This is a genomic window from Vibrio tritonius (assembly GCF_001547935.1).
Classification (GTDB): Bacteria; Pseudomonadota; Gammaproteobacteria; order Enterobacterales; family Vibrionaceae; genus Vibrio; species Vibrio tritonius.
In genome coordinates this window covers 1,884,975-1,902,452 of record NZ_AP014635.1, presented here as the reverse complement: position 1 = coordinate 1,902,452, position 17,478 = coordinate 1,884,975, and the positions used below count along the sequence as shown (strand labels likewise).

Annotated in this window: 13 protein-coding genes; 6 read left to right on the top strand and 7 right to left on the bottom strand. The window is 43.6% G+C overall.

Annotated elements, in window-relative coordinates; all coding sequences use genetic code 11:
* Positions 1-243: 243 nt before the first annotated feature.
* From JCM16456_RS08325 to JCM16456_RS08315, 3 genes are all read right to left on the bottom strand, one after another.
* Positions 244-960 (bottom strand): SDR family NAD(P)-dependent oxidoreductase, encoded by a 717-nt coding sequence (locus JCM16456_RS08325; protein WP_068713777.1) that lies wholly within the window; start codon positions 958-960, stop codon positions 244-246.
* Between the two features lie 101 nt (positions 961-1,061).
* Positions 1,062-2,219, bottom strand: a complete 1,158-nt coding sequence (locus tag JCM16456_RS08320) for an iron-containing alcohol dehydrogenase (RefSeq protein ID WP_068713776.1) — start codon at positions 2,217-2,219, stop codon at positions 1,062-1,064.
* Between the two features lie 354 nt (positions 2,220-2,573).
* Positions 2,574-3,728, bottom strand: a complete 1,155-nt coding sequence (locus JCM16456_RS08315; RefSeq protein ID WP_068713775.1) for an NAD(P)-dependent alcohol dehydrogenase — start codon at positions 3,726-3,728, stop codon at positions 2,574-2,576.
* A 296-nt stretch (positions 3,729-4,024) separates the two neighbouring features.
* On the opposite strand from JCM16456_RS08315, the gene JCM16456_RS08310 reads away from it, so the two are divergent.
* Complete coding sequence (locus JCM16456_RS08310) at positions 4,025-4,906, top strand: LysR family transcriptional regulator (RefSeq protein ID WP_068713774.1); 882 nt, start codon at positions 4,025-4,027, stop codon at positions 4,904-4,906.
* Between the two features lie 154 nt (positions 4,907-5,060).
* Here the strand turns inward: JCM16456_RS08310 and JCM16456_RS08305 are convergent, their stop codons facing one another.
* On the bottom strand, positions 5,061-6,653 hold the full coding sequence (locus tag JCM16456_RS08305; RefSeq protein ID WP_068713773.1) for a methyl-accepting chemotaxis protein: 1,593 nt from the start codon (positions 6,651-6,653) through the stop codon (positions 5,061-5,063).
* 607 nt (positions 6,654-7,260) lie between these two features.
* Between JCM16456_RS08305 and JCM16456_RS08300 the strand changes: the two genes are divergently transcribed.
* The 3 genes from JCM16456_RS08300 to JCM16456_RS08290 all read left to right on the top strand — a co-directional run bounded on the left by JCM16456_RS08300 (position 7,261) and on the right by JCM16456_RS08290 (position 11,000).
* On the top strand, positions 7,261-9,132 hold the full coding sequence (locus JCM16456_RS08300; protein ID WP_068713772.1) for an RICIN domain-containing protein: 1,872 nt from the start codon (positions 7,261-7,263) through the stop codon (positions 9,130-9,132).
* A gap of 343 nt (positions 9,133-9,475) precedes the next feature.
* Positions 9,476-10,072 carry a hypothetical protein gene (locus JCM16456_RS08295; protein WP_162266533.1) on the top strand — a complete coding sequence of 199 codons (597 nt, stop codon included), beginning with the start codon at positions 9,476-9,478 and terminating at the stop codon, positions 10,070-10,072.
* A gap of 10 nt (positions 10,073-10,082) precedes the next feature.
* Positions 10,083-11,000 (top strand): GlyGly-CTERM sorting domain-containing protein, encoded by a 918-nt coding sequence (locus tag JCM16456_RS08290; RefSeq protein ID WP_068713770.1) that lies wholly within the window; start codon positions 10,083-10,085, stop codon positions 10,998-11,000.
* 99 nt (positions 11,001-11,099) lie between these two features.
* Here the strand turns inward: JCM16456_RS08290 and JCM16456_RS08285 are convergent, their stop codons facing one another.
* Positions 11,100-11,876 (bottom strand): IclR family transcriptional regulator, encoded by a 777-nt coding sequence (locus tag JCM16456_RS08285; RefSeq protein WP_068713769.1) that lies wholly within the window; start codon positions 11,874-11,876, stop codon positions 11,100-11,102.
* Positions 11,877-11,939: 63 nt separating this feature from the next.
* Between JCM16456_RS08285 and JCM16456_RS08280 the strand changes: the two genes are divergently transcribed.
* The gene (locus tag JCM16456_RS08280; RefSeq protein ID WP_068713768.1) at positions 11,940-13,172 is read left to right on the top strand and encodes a multidrug effflux MFS transporter; all 1,233 of its coding nucleotides are present in this window, start codon (positions 11,940-11,942) and stop codon (positions 13,170-13,172) included.
* Between the two features lie 158 nt (positions 13,173-13,330).
* On the opposite strand, the gene JCM16456_RS08275 is transcribed toward JCM16456_RS08280, so the two are convergent.
* The gene (locus JCM16456_RS08275; protein WP_068713767.1) at positions 13,331-15,751 is read right to left on the bottom strand and encodes a flavocytochrome c; all 2,421 of its coding nucleotides are present in this window, start codon (positions 15,749-15,751) and stop codon (positions 13,331-13,333) included.
* 1 nt (position 15,752) lies between these two features.
* Complete coding sequence (locus JCM16456_RS08270) at positions 15,753-16,364, bottom strand: NADPH-dependent FMN reductase (RefSeq protein ID WP_068713766.1); 612 nt, start codon at positions 16,362-16,364, stop codon at positions 15,753-15,755.
* A 149-nt stretch (positions 16,365-16,513) separates the two neighbouring features.
* On the opposite strand from JCM16456_RS08270, the gene JCM16456_RS08265 reads away from it, so the two are divergent.
* On the top strand, positions 16,514-17,443 hold the full coding sequence (locus JCM16456_RS08265) for a LysR family transcriptional regulator (RefSeq protein ID WP_068713765.1): 930 nt from the start codon (positions 16,514-16,516) through the stop codon (positions 17,441-17,443).
* Positions 17,444-17,478 lie beyond the last annotated feature (35 nt).

Here is a 17,478-nt window from a genome sequence, read left to right as displayed (position 1 = left end):
ATCGTGTTTTTAAGAGCATGCAATCCATGCTCTTTCAGTAATGAATGTTATGATGAAGTTGAAACGAGTAGTCCGTTATTTATTGCAGTAGGGACTATCATTTGGATGAATTAGGCCGGATAACCTATAACGCGCGTTGGTGAATGGTGGGTAAAGTTATCCATCGAAGGGTTCCTCACTTTGTTGTTGTAAAAATAATTATTGATGTTGTTAGGTTATGGATGGGGAGTGCGATACTTAACGTTAAGGTAAGACAATCCCACTTATCTTTTCTAAATGGTTAAGAAGCTGTGTTTGAAACTGCTCATCTTCCGCCGCAATATGATGCTTAGCACACTGTCTGTGGTGCCAATAAGTTCCACTTGTTAGAGAAGTTAATATGTTAGTTGTAGCCAGCCAAACTTGGGTCTGATAACCCTCAATGAAATCATCTGGTGCATGAGCGCCGCCCATCTTGGTGGGAACCCAGCCGGGATCAACACTGAAACAGTAGGAATCTGGCCATCTGTTAGCGATGGCATTACTCAATGTGGTAACAAGTAATTTGCTATCGGAGTAGGTGAGTTCTGCACTCCCAAGCTCTAAGTTTTTCCTACCATCAAAATGCATACTACTGCTGAGATAAATTAGGCGAGTAGGCTGCGGTACCAAAGCGCTTAAAACATAGGGAGCGAGCACGTTCACTGAAAAAAGATCCTGTTGGTTCGTAGTTCCTGCATTGTGAATGGCTACATCTATATGTCCGTGCTGATTGATTTGCTCGGCAACAGAAATTTGTTGTGCTAGCTGCGATAAATCACCAATAACGGCTTTGGCTCCTTTATTTAATAGGGGCTGAATTTGAGAAAGCCGCTCACTATTTCGACTATGAACAAGGACTTCATGGCCTTGTTCTAATAGGCTTGTAGCGGTAGCTAAACCGAGCCCATCTGTTGAACCCGAAACGAAAATTCGTGCCATGATTAACTTCCCTTTTTTAATGAAGGCTGAACAATAAGGGGAAACGATGCCGGTAAATATTTTCTTAACACTAGCAAACGCATTCCCCCATTTGCTTAATGTTAGAGTGCGAGTTTAAGGATCTCGGCTGCACTTTCAGCGGTGATGGATTGGTTTTCACCAATATTCACATGACCGTGTTCTTCCAGTTTCGCCACGACGATCGGGATGATGTCTTCACCTAATCCATAGTCGGATAGATGGGTTTTAATCCCCATGGATTCAAAGAACTGAGTAGTGCATGCAATTGCTTTTTCCGCCATCACCAGTTCATCTTGCACTGGGATGTCCCATACACGAGCAGCGTATTGGGCAAGCTTCGCGGATTTCTCTTTTTTGCAGAAAGTCCACAGCGCAGGCAATACGATTGCTAGCGTTTGGGCATGATCAAGTCCATAAAGCCCAGTTATTTCTTGACCGATCATGTGTGTTGCCCAGTCGGCAGGAACGCCTGTGCTTAGTACGCCGTTTAATGCCATGGTGGCAGACCACATAATATTGGCGCGCGCTTCATAGTCATCAGGTTGGGTCAGCGCTTTTGGTCCATCTTCTTTTAGCGTATTAAGCAGACCTTCTGCAATGCGGTCAGGAATTTTGGCATTAACAGGGTAGGTGATGTATTGCTCCAGAATGTGGATAAATGCATCTACCACACCATTTGCGGTCTGATTTTTAGGCAGCGTAAAGGTAATTTCTGGCTCTAAAACTGAGAATTTTGGCAGCACATAAGGAGAGCCAAAGAACAATTTGTCTTTGGTTTCCGCTTTGGTGACTACAGCCACGTTATTCATCTCTGAGCCTGTTGCTGCGATGGTTAACACACAGCCAATCGGCAGCGCATCTTGCACAACATTGCCGTAGCTTTTGACAATTTCCCAAGCATCACCTTGATATTTTGCTGCGGCAGCAATGAATTTGGTTCCGTCAATAACAGAGCCACCACCGACAGCAAGCAAAAAGTCGATTTTTTCTGATTTTACGATCTCAACGGCACGCATCAGTGTTTCGTAATGAGGGTTCGCTTCAACACCGCCAAATTCGAAAATAATGTCGTTTTGCAATGCATCTTTAACGCGTTGCAGAACACCCGTTTTCACCACACTGCCGCCGCCATAGACAATCATGACACGCTTGTCTTGTGGAACTTCGTTATTAATTTGTGCGATTTGATTTTTGCCAAATAGCACCTTAACCGGATTATGAAAGATGAAGTTTTCCATTGAGTAACCTATTGAAACTAAGAAAATGAAAAGGCAAAGAGGCTTCATAAACATCGCATTTGCCTTTTGCCTTCGTTGAGAAAGACTTTACCAAGCAAGCGTCGAGGAATTAATAGCTACAAATTTGATTTATTTGTTAGTGAAATTCACAAATACCAGTGACACGCAACGTTAGGGATAATCGATTTTGAATGAAATTATTGGGTTAAAAAGTAATAGGCTTTGTAACGAAGAGCAGGCGCAGCAGTGATTTATCGAGATGTGATTACCGATTCCGCCCGAATCACGCAAAATCAAAAGTTTTGGTCATAAAAAAATAAGGAAAACATTTCGCCTTCCTTATTTTCTAGCTAACTAAAAAGTGCTCGCATCAATGACATATCGATAACGGGCTTTTTTATCGACAACGTTTTCCCATGCTTGGTTAATTTGGTTAGCGTTGATCATCTCAATATTCGGCAGCACATTATGGCTGGCGCAGTAATTCACCACTTCTTGGGTTTCTTTCATGCCGCCAATTAATGACGCATTGAAATTAACGCGGGAAAAGGCCAAATAGAGTGCGTTCATGGTGACTTCTGAATTGATCGGCATCCCAACTTGTGTAAATGTTCCGTACGGTTTCACCACAGCTGCATAGGCAGCAACGTTAAAGTCGTAAGGGATAGTGGAGATGACATAATCCAGTTGCCCATGGTATGGCTGGAGCTTGGAGAGGTCGTCGACCACGATGGCCTCTTTGGCACCAAAGGCAAGAATGTCTTTGACCTTGGTTGGGCTGGTGGTGAACGCGTACACTTCCGCACCTTTAGATACGGCAATTTTCACGGCAAGATGGCCTAAGCCACCAATCCCCGCGACGCCCACTTTCATGCCAGGTTTAATGTCGGCACGCATCAGTGGTGAGTAGGTGGTAATGCCTGCGCAAAGTAGCGGCACGGCTTCTTGAAAGCTAACACTTTGCGGAATGTGTACCGCAAACTCTTCTTCGACCACGATATTGTTGGAGTACCCGCCTTGAGTGATGCCAGTCGGCGAGCGATCGTCGGGGAAACCATAGGTAAATAGAGTATCGGCGTTGTATTGTTCTTCATCGGTAGCATGGTGGTGATAGTGATTTCCGCACATACAACCCACGCCAGCCCGATCACCCACTTTGAATTTTGAAACGTTTTTCCCTACCGCAGAGACAATGCCGACGATTTCATGGCCGGGTACTTGTGGGTATTGCTGTTTACCCCAGTGCCCCTTTTCTTGGTGGATATCGGAGCGGCAAATACTGGCGAACTTGATGTCGATAAGAATATCGTTATCGCCCACAGGTCGACGTTCAAAGGTCCAAGGTTTTAGTACACCAGATTCATCAAACGCTGCGTAACCACGCGATGGAATTCGCCGATTCGGCTCGCTGGCGAAAACATTGAAAGGGCTTGCGAGCATTGCGCCAACGCCTATCGCTCCTGTGAGTTTTAATACTTTTCTTCTCTGTTTATCTGTCTCTTCATTCATGCCCATTTCTCCATACTGGGTTATCAATAATGGTGACGAATAGATACCGTGTTTTTGTGCTGTGATGGCTCAAGCCAATTGGGTTTGTAATGGTGGGCTTATGTTCTTAACATTATGAAAATATTGAACATATGTTACGTTCTCCATTTTTTGCCACTCAATAGCTAATCTACCAAATAGAGACCTGCAGATTAATAGTCTGAAATTTCATTCATTTGTTAGTAATATTCATGAATCACGAGGTCTCGATAGCAATATCGAATGCTATACTTCGGCGACGAAAAAGGAGAGCTAAGTTGGATGAATTAAAAGCATTTCTTGTGATTGCACGTCACGGCAGCTTAACCAAAGCCGCTGCTGAACTCGGTGTGACCCCCTCGGCTTTAAGCCATACATTAAAAGTGCTTGAAGAGCGGTTAGGGGTGAGACTATTTGCTCGAACCACTCGGAGCGTTTCACCGACAGAGGCGGGCAGGCAACTCATTGATGATTTAACGCCTTTGTTTGACAAAGTCGATGATGCCATTCTAAGGCTCAATGAACTGAAAGATAAACCTGCGGGCAATATTCGCATCACCGCTGCAGATGATGCTATACAGTATATTCTCCAGCCTAAGTTACCTCGTTTTTTAAGCCGATATCCAGAGGTTAACATTGAGGTTTCAGTGAATTACTCCCTGACAGATATCGTTAAAGATCGTTTCGATGCGGGCATTCGGTTAGGTGAAGATCTCAATAATGACATGATTGCTGTAAAAATCAGCCCAGACTGGCGACAGGTTCTGGTGGCTTCCCCGCAGTATTTGCGTAACCACAGTGCACCTAAAAAGCCAGAAGATTTGCTAAGTCATAACTGCATCAATATTCGCTACTCAGATAAAAGTGGCTTATATGCATGGGAATTTCAAAAAGGGGATAAAAAGCTCAATTTAAAAGTAAAAGGTCAATACACCGCGAACAGTAATCCACATGTTCTTGCTGCGGCTTTAGATGGGATAGGTGTTGCCTATTTGCCCGAGTATTATGTCGAGGAGTACTTGCAGCAAGGAAAACTGGTTGCTTTTATGCTCGACTGGTGTCCCTATTTTGATGGCTACTATTTATATTATCCTCATCGCAGGCAGGATTCTCCCGCTTTTCAGGCATTGGTCAATACACTGCGTTATCAGGGAAAGTAACCGATTTTGGGGCAGAGCTTAGGCAATGATATGATCTAAGTGTTTATTTCTCTTGCTGCTATTTCACTCATCACAACGTATGGTGAAAGGGCCAAGCCGCTCACTCCGTTTATCAAGTAGCGACTTTGGCCTGAGATAAGAAACATCGATGTTTCTATTTCAATGCGAAGTACCCAATATTTTGCGTAAGCTTGTGCGACAGTTGATCGAGATAGGAAACCGTTTCTTTGCAGCTTGCGATGGCGTCGGCGGTACTTTTTACCATGTTCGATATCTTTTCGACATGTTCTGATAACTCATCGGCGGCGAGCTTCTGTTCCGAGGTTGAGCTGGCGACACCACGAATTAAGTTAAGCGTGTCAGACGAGCTTTGTTGAATGTCGATCAGCATGTTGGTCACTTCGTCGGCACTGGCAACGCTTTTCCCTACTTTAGGTATCATGGACTCAAGCGAGTGTTCTACGGAGTCGGTTTCCGATTGCATCTCTTGAATGGTGGACGTAATTTCCCTTGTTGCATGGGCGGTGCGTGACGCCAGTGTTCTTACTTCATCAGCGACAACCGCAAACCCTCGGCCTTGTTCGCCTGCTCGAGCGGCTTCAATGGCGGCGTTGAGTGCTAGTAGGTTGGTTTGTTCGGCAATTTCTGTTATCACATCGACGATGTTGCCAATGCTGCTTGATTTTTGTTTAAGCTTTTTGAAATTGTCGATTGAGGTCGAAATTTGATTCGAAATATCATTGGTGACGTCATTGGATTGATGAACAAGTTCTTCGCCACTAATGCATAGTTGTGAGGATTTTTCTGAGTTTTGTTCCGACAGTAAAGAGTTTTGCGAAATCTCATTAATGCAGCTAGATAGCTCAGTGATTGCGGTCGCGGTAGAAATAGAGGCATCGGATGAGGCTTTTGAATCCTTCGCGATGTTCTCAAACTGTTGGTTCAAATCATTACTCGCCGTGCGAAGTTGGGTAGCCCCGCTTTGAATATCCGCAACCATAAGCTTTAATGACGATTGCATGGTAGAAATCGCGCCTAATAGGCTGTCTGGTTTGAATTTGCCTTCGATGGTTTTAGCCAATTCACCTTTGGCAATGGATTGTGTTACTTCAACCGCATAGTTGAGTTCGCCGCCTAACTTATTGAGTATGGTGCGAACCATTACCACACTGATACCAATAATGGCGATCAAAATAATGCCCGCGATCACGATAAATTGCGTCGCAAAACTCCAATAGGCGTTATCTACATCATCCATATAAACGCCGATGCCGATAACCCAGTTCCATTTAGGAAGGAGAGTCTTACCATTCATTTTATAGACTTTATGATCGAGTCCGGGCTTGGCGTTCAATTTAACATCAAAATCGTAGCCTGTTTTAGAGGCTTGGATTTTTGCCAAGTCTGGCGCGTATGACTTTTGAAATGTACCAAGTTTTTGGGTTTTGATGTGTACGCGAGTGTTGGCATTGTTGTCATTGGCCCACAGGTAAGAGGTGCCTGAACGGACACCAGAAAGTACCTCGACAACTTTTTTCTCGGCTTCTTCTCTGCTAATGAGTCCTTTTTCTGATTGGTTGATGTAAATCATCGACTGATTTTTGGCGTAAGTTAATACCGATTCAATTTCATGTTGGTAACCGTTAACCAAGTTTGTTTTGAGGGAATTTAAAGCGACAACACACAGTATGGTAAAACCTACTGCAACGATACCTACAATTAAAGATAGTTGATTTGATAACTTCATTTTATGTCCATTCTGATACAACAAAAGTATGAATTTTTGAGCTGGTATTTCTTATTGTTAATTATGTTAAATATTAGTTTTACACAAATAGATTGTTTGGTTTTTCAATTTTTTTAAAACCAAATTGATATGAAAAATAGGTGTGCTAATGGCGAAATTAAGCGCAGGTTATGTAAAACTCGCTAAGACTTTTTGCCTTGAGTGTCATTAAGGTGTTAATTTATAGTGTTTTTTCATGCATTGCATTCGCTAGGTGTTAGTTCTTAAGGTCGAGGTGAGCACATTTTTAATTCTGGGTTTTTATACGCATTTTTAGCTGTTTTTATTTATCCTATAGTTCGGTTTTCCAAAATTCATTTATTTGCCAAATTAATTTTTCGAACGGTAATCACACATTTACATAATTTAATACCATATTGTTAATAATATTTTTGTGAACTCTGCTAAAGATTTTCAACAAAATAAAACGTTATTTCATTTATTAGTTTTCCATCCATTTCTTCAATTCTTTTTATTTTGATGGTCAATTAGTTTGATAGCATTGATTCGAATCAGCAACAAGCAGTTGTGATATATCGCTGATGGACAATCGAAAGTGTTACTTTATATGTTGAATCTAGAAGGACTCAAAACGGTGAAAGTGAACAATATGAAAACTTTGCCCATTGTTATTGCGGGAATAATGGGCTCCGCTATGGTCAGTAGCCAAGTTTACGCAGCAGATTATTGTACCGATGCGGCTGTTGATGGGGTCGTGTACAAAATTGTTAGTACCGGTGTAGATATGCTTGTTGCCGCTGAATCGACAGCGAAAAAAGCAAACGTAGAGATAGAAAAAAACACGGGCAGTGATTCGCAACGATTCTACTTAAATAAGCAGAGCAATGGATATTGGGCGATTCAGGCTTCTAATACCGATTATGCTGCCACGGTGGAAGGTGGGTCGAAAAGTAATGGTGCCACCATTCAACAAAAGCCTTTCAGTGGTTCGACAAGTCAAGAGTGGGAATTGGAGCAGGTAACATCTGGCACCTATAAAGGGGCGTATAAAATCATCAATGCCAAGTCCGATTTGCTTATGACGGTTGCGGGTTCATCAGAAGGTTCTGATGTTTATCAAAACTCCGATGCCGGTGGCAGTTCTCAGCGCTGGTGGCTTGAACCTGTGACCAGAACCTGTGGTTCTACAAGTTCTGATTCAGACAGTTCATCCGATTCTGATTCTGGTAGCTCGTCAACTGTTGATATCTCAAGTTCTTCTGCTGCGCCTACCGCATCTGCAGCTAAAAGTGCTGGGGCGAACAGTGAACCTTTGACCAACGGATACCCTTCATTTATTAAAAGTAAGAAGTCCAGTGCAACGGTAGTCTCTAGCTTGGCTGGTTTACTTGAGGCGATTGATGACGCCAGCGCTGGCGATGTTATCTACGTTCGTGAAGGTACTTACTATCCTTCAGACACCATTAAGATAAAAAACAGTGGTACGTCATCTAAAGCTATCGTACTGAGTGTGTATCCTGGAGACGATCACCCGGTATTTAATTTCCAAGCAATGTCTGAAAAGAGCTCTAACCGTGGTTTCCAAGTGAGTGCAAATTACTGGCATATCTACGGTATTGATATCACTAAAGCAGGCGATAATGGTATGTACCTCACAGGGTCTCACAATACCATTGAGTTTATGAAGTTCTATGAAAACGCCGATACCGGTTTACAGATCAGCAGTGGCGCGGCGTATAACTTTATCAAAAACTCAGACTCTTACTACAATGCCGACTCATCACTTGAAAATGCTGACGGCTTTGCCGCTAAATTAACGGTAGGGACTGGTAACTACTTCTACGGTTGTCGTGCATGGAATAACCTAGATGATGGTTTTGATGGTTACCTACGTGATAACGGTAGCTCTGTAACCACCACTCTAGAATACACTTGGATGATCAGAAACGGTTATCAGAAAAATGGTGTGAAAGGTGCTGGTGATGGTAACGGCTTTAAAACCGGTGGTAGTGACGATAAAGATCTAGCTCACAACGGTCTGTACATCAATACTATTTCTGCTGGTAACACAGCAGATGGCTATGACCAAAACAGTAACCGAGGCACTGTTACTATCTACAACGCAGTTGCGTATGATAATGACCGTAACTTTGGTTTGGGTGATGGCAGCTCTCGTCAATTGAAGAAACTGACTATCAAAAACAGCGTTTCTTTGGGTGGGGATAACAGCGACAAATTTGGCGGCAGTTCAACCAGCATTTCTAACAACAGCTGGCAGAATGGCCTTTCAGCTTCATCATCTGACTTCAATAGCGTAAGTATTGATGGCTTACTGGCTGACCGCCAAAGCGATGGTAGTTTGCCAGTCGTTAAGTCTTTCCACTTGAAATCAGGCAGTGACCTTATTGATGCTGGTACCAATGTGGGTCTTGATTACAACGGTAGTGCACCAGACTTAGGTTCTTTTGAATCTAAATAAGGCCAACGCCGCAATATAATCGGATAAAAAGCCAATCCGGGTATCATAGATATCCGGATTTTTCTATTTATCGACATAACTAATATTACGAAACCATAAGAAGTGTATAAATACGCATATAATTCATCACTTAACCAAAAAATATACGAAATGGTACTATTTGTCGCACTTTGATTTTTGGGTTGTTTTGTAAATTATATTTATATTAATTTAATGGTTTAAATTTATAGAAAATATTTTTAATATATAAAAATAAACCATAACTCTAAATAGGTATGGTTGTTAATTTGGTCAAGTTATTACTAGAATGCCGCCTCACTCTTTCTTGACTAAATTGGTAAATATGAAACTTACAATTAAAAAGGCATTAATAAGCTTTATTTTTCTTAATTTTAGTACTGTGGCTCATGCAGATACTGTCATTACGGATGATTTAATCGTGCCAGGATCGTTATGTGCTGGTCCATCTTGTGAAGTGGATGAAGTATTTGATTATGACACGTTAAAATTAAAGAGTGATGCTCCACAGATTGTATTTGATGATACTAGCTCTACATCTTCATTTCCGAATGTTGACTGGCAGGTTGGCGTTCAAGGCAGTAGTAGTGACGATCCTGGTGCGTTTTTTATTGAGAATTCGACGGCTGGGCAATACGTATTGCAAATTTCATCTGATGGCGATGTTGCGTTAGGTGGCGGCTCTGAAGTGGTTGATGGAGCAATTTCTTTTGGTTCGTCTGGTTATGAGCGTCGTATAAGTTACGTTGCGGATGGTGTTGATGCCACGGATGCAGTGACGCTTGGGCAATTTCAAAGTTATGTCGCTACATTAAATTTGGACTCTGAAACGAGTACGGTACAAAAACAAGTGGCGGCATTACAAAAAAGAATCAACGATTTGACTAGCCGTGTTGAAGCGTTAGCTGAAAACTTAGAATAGGGTAGACGACATGTTAAAAGTCATCTTCTTTTTCATTGCTTGTCTCTCTGCTTCATTCATTTGTGTGGCGGATACGGTTTATACCGACGACGGTATCATTCAAGATAATACTTGTATTGGCAATGACTGTTCGAGCAATATGACATTCACGACTCCGCCTTTAGTGTTGAAGGAAAATAATCTAAAGATAAAGTTAGAAGTCAGCACGTTAAACGCTGAAAGTATCGAACTTCATTCCTCAGATTATTACTATATAGCGGAGTTCGGTAATAGTTGGAACCTCGACGCGAATGATTCGGCAAATGGTGGGCAAAACTATTTCGCACTCGAACAATCCTATAGTAAGACACCCACCTTATTAAGTGATGGTACTGCTGTTAATTATCGATGCTTTTATTACACGAATGACGCTGAAGTATATAATGTTAATCAATCGCTGGTCGATTCGGGCATAGTTTATGTTAATGCAGATGGTGTTATTCCACGAGGTGAGCCGATTAAAACTCCCCAGTGTGGCACATCCACAGCTCCGGTACCGGTGAAGAATGGTGTAAAATTACTGGAAGATGCGAGCATTAATGATGGCGGGATAGCGCTTGGTTTTAATTCAACCGCTAGCGATGCTAACGTGAGTGTTGGAATGGAAGATCAACGCCGTCGTTTAGTTAATATCGCGTACGCACTCAATGATATTGATGTGTTGGCTTTAGGGCAGATGACAGTCTATGTCGATCAGGTAACAACCATTGACACGTTGAACAAGCAGCTTGATAAATTAGAAGCTCAAATTGTTAAACTTGAAAGCTTATCCACTCAAAATAGCTCATCTGATGATCATTCAGGTGGCGCATTTTCTATCTTTTGGTTGTTATTGTTAGGTGGATTTGGCGTATTACGCATTAAGTTAAGCACCCGTGCAGTAAACTGATTTTAAAGAGTGATCTTTTTAGTAATGAAAACAGGGATGAGGCGTTGACGTCTCATCCCTGTAGATATTGAAACTGTTCCACAATATCTAATTTTTCAATCAGTTACTGGACCCTGTTAACCCATTCAATACATCAATTCGTTGTACAAAATCACGGGCACTCACACGTAGTGCTTGCTCAATGGCGTCCTTTTGGGCGGCATAGTGTTCTGTTGGAATGACCACAGAAACCGCCAGTTGAGTGGAACCAAAAATACCGACCGGAAGGCCAATAGCACATGATCCTAATGCGTGCTCTTCAACATCATAGGCAAAGCCGCCAGATCTGATGGTATCAAGTTCGGCTATGAGCTTGTCGACGGTTGAAATTGTCATTGGAGTAAGGCGTTCCAATGTGTTGTTACCATACATGGCGCAGATGTCATCATTAGTTAGCCCCGCCAAAAGCGCTTTACCTGTTGCCATCGCATAGGCGGGATAATGCTCTCCCGCATCCGGTACTACCCGGACACTGTTCTCTGAGAGAAAACGATCAAGAAAAAGAACTTCTGTGCTGGTAAGTGTCGACAAATCGACGGTTTGGTTTGTCGCTTCAAATAAACGAAACAGTTGTGGTCGCAGTTGAGATGCGATACTTGGTCCAGCTAAATCGCCTAAACGACGCAATCCCCAGCCGGGCCTTACGCCGCCAGCTCCTGCCTGTACTAAACACTCGATTTCCAGCGCATCAACAATTCGTTGCACGGTTGAACGAGCAAGGCCAGTTGCTGTGGCCAATTGTCCCAAGCTCATTCCATCTGAATTGGCGACGACTTCGCGCAAAATAGCGGATGCACGAGAAATTACCTGAATGCCTTTGTCGGAGTCTTTTTTCATTTATTGCCTCTGTACCGCATTGTGGTACACTTCGTGTATTGCATTGTGGTTAGGTTGGTTATCATGTCACGTTTAGTTATTCCCGTCACATCATTCTTTTATATTGTTATGCTTGGTCTTATGTCGGCATTGCCTCCTTTTGGTATCGATGTTGGGTTGCCAGCGATTCCCAATATGCAGGCTGAGTTAAATGTCACACTGGCGCAAGCCACCCAAACATTGACGCTATTTTTGGTCGGCTTCGCGTTTGGTCCGGTTCTGTTTGGTCCTTTGTCTGATCATTACGGGCGTAAGCCCATTCTTCTTTTTGGGGTTGCACTTTTTTCCCTTGCGGCGCTAGGCTGTGCGTTTGCCCCAAGCATTGAAACCCTCTTCGTTCTGCGAGTGATTCAAGGGATAGGGGCGGGGGCTGCGGCTTCTCTTCCGGCGGCGATTGTGCGTGATGTCTTTCGTGGTGAAATGGCACTAAATCGCCAATCGTACGTGGCTATGGTAAATGCCGTGACACCTCTGATTGCCCCACTTGTTGGTGCGGCAATAATATCGTTTGGCGATTGGCGTTCTATCTATGAAGCACTGACGGTGGTTGGGGCTATTTTGTTTATGTCGGTTTGGTTGGGTTACCAAGAAACGGCTTCGCGTGTGCAAACGGAAAATACGGTACTTCGCTCGGCACTTTGGTCGTATCGACAGGTGTTGTCCAATCGCAACTATCTTATCGCCACGGGGCTTTTTTCTGCGACGTTCGGCATTATGTTTGCTTATATCTCCAGCTCTTCATCGGTATTTATGAACCTCTTTGGCGCTTCTGCGACAACATTTGGGTGCCTGTTTGCTTTAACCGCGATTGGGGAAATTCTTGGCGCTGCATGTAACGCTCGTCTTGCGCCGCGTTTTGGCGCTGAGCGTTTGTTGTGTGTGGCTGTACTGGGCTGTTTTATGGCTTCAGTTACACTACTAGCGCTTGCGTTGCTGGGGGTTCAATCCATTGCTTTATGCGCCACTTTGGTTGTGGTGAGCAATTTCTGCGCAGGAGTTATTATGCCAACTGCGACCCATCACGCTTTAAAAGATCTGGGTAATGTGGCGGGTAGTGCGGCAGCACTGCAACGGTCTCTGCAAATGGTATTTGGCGCTATTGCGGCAGCGGCGGTTGGTTTGGTTGGCGAGAACAGCTTGATCTCGATGGCTTGCGTGATGACGATGTTTGCCACTATCACGCTTGTGCTGCTGGCTTTGTCTATGAAAACTCAATCGCGCTCATCGTCAGTCGCACCAGCCTATCCAGCCAAATAGCGGGGCGTCGTGTTATTTACTTTGCTGAATCGGTGAGCGTAATTTATTCAGTGAAAGTAATTTAATCGGTGAAAGTAAAAAGACCAACCTTGCGGTTGGTCTTGGGCTTTCATTTGCTCATTACTACCGAACAATCATCGGCGTAGAGAACGAATGGTTTAGTCCATTTCTGCCATCGCCGTTTTGCCTGCAATGCGGCCGAACGTGAAGATATCAGCAAGTGCGTTACCGCCAAGGCGGTTACCAGCGTGGATACCACCGGCTACTTCACCTGCCGCGTATAGGTTCTTGATTGGTTGATTGTTCTCATCAAGTACGCGAGTTGCGGTATCAATTTTTAAACCACCCATAGTGTGGTGAACCGCCGGTTGACGTGGAGTGGCGTAGAACGGCGCTTTTTCCACTTTCAAGCTAAAGGTATCTTTATGGAACTCTGGATCTTCGCCCGCTTCAACATAGCTGTTGTATTTAGCGACGGTGTCGACCAGTGTTGCTGGGTCCATACCGACTTTTAGCGCCAACTCTTCAAGGGTGTCGGCTTTAAATAACGTGCCTGCTGCCACTTGGCGATCGATTTTCTCTTGGCTTGTGTTTGCTGCGGTTTTCTTGATTTCATCATCGGCGATGAGATAGAACAGGCCACCTTCTGCCAATGCTGCTTTGGTCAAAACATCACGACCAGCAAACTCGTTGATAAAACGTTTACCTTGTTTGTTCACAATCACGAAGTTTTCTGGCGGTACTTGCAGGCCACTAAACAGCTCACCAGTAATTGGGTCGGCTACTGGCATCATTTGGGTAAAGCCCATACCGGTTAGCCCAGCACCAACTGATTGACCAAGAACGATACCATCACCGGTCATTGCGTAAGAGTTGGTGGTTTTCACATCATCAGGAATGCTGCTCCAGTAAGTATTGTACTGTTGAAGCATCTTAGTGTTGGCACCAAAACCACCCGTTGCCAGCACAACCGCGTTAGCACGAACAGTCACTTTCTGGCCATTCACGCCAGTGGCGATAATGCCTTTGATTTCTCCATCTTCAATCAAAAACTCTTGTGCTGGAGTATCGGTAATGACCTTACCGTTCATTTTTTCGATGTATTGACTCAATGCCAGCACAAAAGCCGTGCCGTATTTTTTCACTGGTTTATGACCACGACGCCATAGCGCGCCCACTGGGGCAAACACGATGGATTTATCGTATTCCACACCAATCTCTTCTAACCATTGCACACTTTCGAGGGCATGGTCAGTTAGGATTTTCACTAAGTCATATTGACCGTAGATGTCATTACCCAATAAATCGGTACGCTTACCACCGAAGTAAGTTTGCATACGGTGCAGCAGTGGTGAGTCAAATAGGTAACCTTTGCCTTCGCCAAATTGCGCTTCGTAGCTGGCAAACTCATCTTTAAGGGCGCGAAAATCTGCAAGGTACTCTTGGTGAATGTCCTTTTCATCAATGCTAAGAAGATGTTGAATAGTATGACGTTCACCTGGGTTTTCATCGAAGGTACGTTGCCATTCTGGATCGGCAGCGTTAATTGGGCCACCAGTACGAATAGTGTTACCGCCAACCGCTGGGTATTTTTCCAAAACAATCGCGCTTTTACCTTGTTGTAATACAGTTGCGGCTGCACTTAAACCTGCACCGCCGCCGCCAATCACAACCACATCACAGGTGTACTCTTCATCGCCTTGATTGATGCTGCTTGCTGGTTTTGGTCGTTTTCTTAAAATATCTGGGTTTACACCAGCCAGTTTCACTGCTTTTGCTACGCCATCAAGCACGGCATTACTGGTTTCGGATGCGCCGGATAGGGCATCTACATTAAGGGTTTGGCCTTCAATGATTTTGTCTGGAATGCGTACAAATACCACGTCTGCTAAACCTTCGGTTTCGCCAGCGGTGTCGATATCAATGCTTTCGATGCGCTTTTCACTGAACGCCACTTTCATCGGTAACGCGCCACCGTGACCTAGAGCGTGAACATCATAAGTGCCCGGAGTGAATGAAAATTCCTCTTCTTCGTTGAGCTGATTAGAAATTTTGGCGAAACGCATAAAGCGTAAGAAACATCTTTCTAAGAAGTCGATGGTGCCTTCGCTGTTAAGATTACCGTTTTCATCAAAGGCTTTGTTGGCGTTACCGAGTAAAAATTCGTAACCCGGCATCACGTTGGCGTTAACACCAGGAGCATCTAATACTTGGCGAAGGTGTAGCTGCGCGCGTGAAGAGCCTTGAGAATCAATAGAGGCACCAATAATCATTACAGGTTTGCCATCCAATGGATGTAGCTCATAGCTAAGCCATTCCAGCACGCTTTTTAGGCTAGATGGAATCGAATGGTTATATTCAGGTGTTGCGATGATCACACCATCGCTGGCGTTGATTTTTTCATTGATGGCTAAGAGTTGCGCGTTGTTTGATGGCAAATCTTGGTTAAACATAGGAACGTCGTTGATCTCTAACAGTTCAATTTCCGCTTTGTCTTTGAAATACGCTTGCATGAATTGAAGTAGAGTACGGTTGTATGATTTTGGAGACGTAGTTCCAACGATAGCTGCAAATTTCATGTTATTTTGCCTCCTGAGTTTGCCAAGCGAATTTCTTACCTTTACGAGTTGCGGGCTTCTCTGATAACAATTTTGTAATAAGGTCGGTAAATAACATGAATTCTCTAAAAATTTCATCGAGTTCTGTGACCTTTTCTGGATAGATTAAAGCCCCTCCAGCATTAAAAGCAGCTTGCGATTTACCAAGGAGAAATTCGCTGCTCGGCATAAGGCGAGCGGCCAATTCTGGGGAATCAAGAATCTGACGAAGGTGAGCTTGAGCGCGAGAAGAACCCAAAGCACCATGGGAAGCACCCACGATCAAAACGGGTTTATCCGTCAGTGCTTGCGTTGTGTAACTGATCCACTCTAACGCACTTTTTAGTGCGGCAGTAATGGTGTGGTCATACTCCGGCGTGGCAATAATAACGCCATCTGCGGCAAGAATTTTTGCTGATAGTTCAACAATTTGTTGGGGGGCTTGGTTATCGTCAGGTTCGTAGAAAGCGGGCAGGTCTTTTATTTCAAAAAGTTCAAGCTGGGCTTCGTCTTTAAAATGCTCTTTCATGAATTGCAGTAACATACGATTTGTTGACACCTTGGAGTTGGTGCCAACAATTGCTAAGTAGTTCATAGTAGAGGTTTCCCTAAATTGTCATAGCCATAATTAAATTCTGTGTTCAGTTGTATCACAGTATGCAATTGCTATCTAATAGCTATAAAATAAGGGTTGATAAGTAATTTGTTATAGGAATGCACTTAAGCGCATAGTGAGATTGAGCAATGTCAAAATATCGCAGTCAAAACACCCTCTATTACATCGATGCGTTACTCAAATTCAGCAATTACAGTAAGGCAGCCGATTCCCTTAAAATTTCGCAACCTTATCTTACGCAAGTGATCAAACGGATTGAAAGTGAGCTTAATTGCCAAATTATCAACCGTAGTGAGTTGCCATATCGTTTAACTGAGCAGGGCAAGATTTACTACGATTATCTGGGCTCGATAGAAACGGTGTATTCCAATATGCGCCGTAATATCACTGCTATCACCGATATGGATAAAACGACCATCAAGATAGGTATTTTGCCAAGCATTGGTTCTTATCTTTTGCCTTTGTTTCTGCCCAAATTTTTAGCGAATTATCCGCTGTGTCAAATTGAGTTGGTGGAAGATATGCCAGATAACAACGAGAAGAGACTGTTAAAAAGTGAAGTCGATTTTTGGGTGGGACAAAATTCAAGGCATCTTGACCCTAATCTTAGAGCGGTGTCATGGGGAAACCATCGATACTATGCGGTGATACCTAAATCGAGCGCACTCTACCAAAAAGGCACAGCGATGATTCCCCAAGGCAGTATTGCGATGGATGAGTTACTTAGCCAAAAGTTGGTACTAACGATAAAAGGGTCGGTAATTCGGACACAGGTCGACCACCTGCTTGATATTTATAAGATAAAGCCTGATATCGTGCTAGAGAGCTGCGAGATAGCAACCGTAAAAAATCTGGCCATGGCAGATGCCGGAGTGACGTTTGTGCCGGAAAGCTTGATGATTGAACCATGTGCAGAAAACTATAACATTTACATGTTGCCCGTTGAGCAACTTAACGCGGACTATTTTATTGCTCACCACTACAACCGTGATCTCACTGAGATGGATAAAGGGCTGGTGGATGCCTTTATGCGCTATAAAGATACGGCAGAATATTAAGAATGTTGCTATCAATGAGCAAAGCTACTGACGAC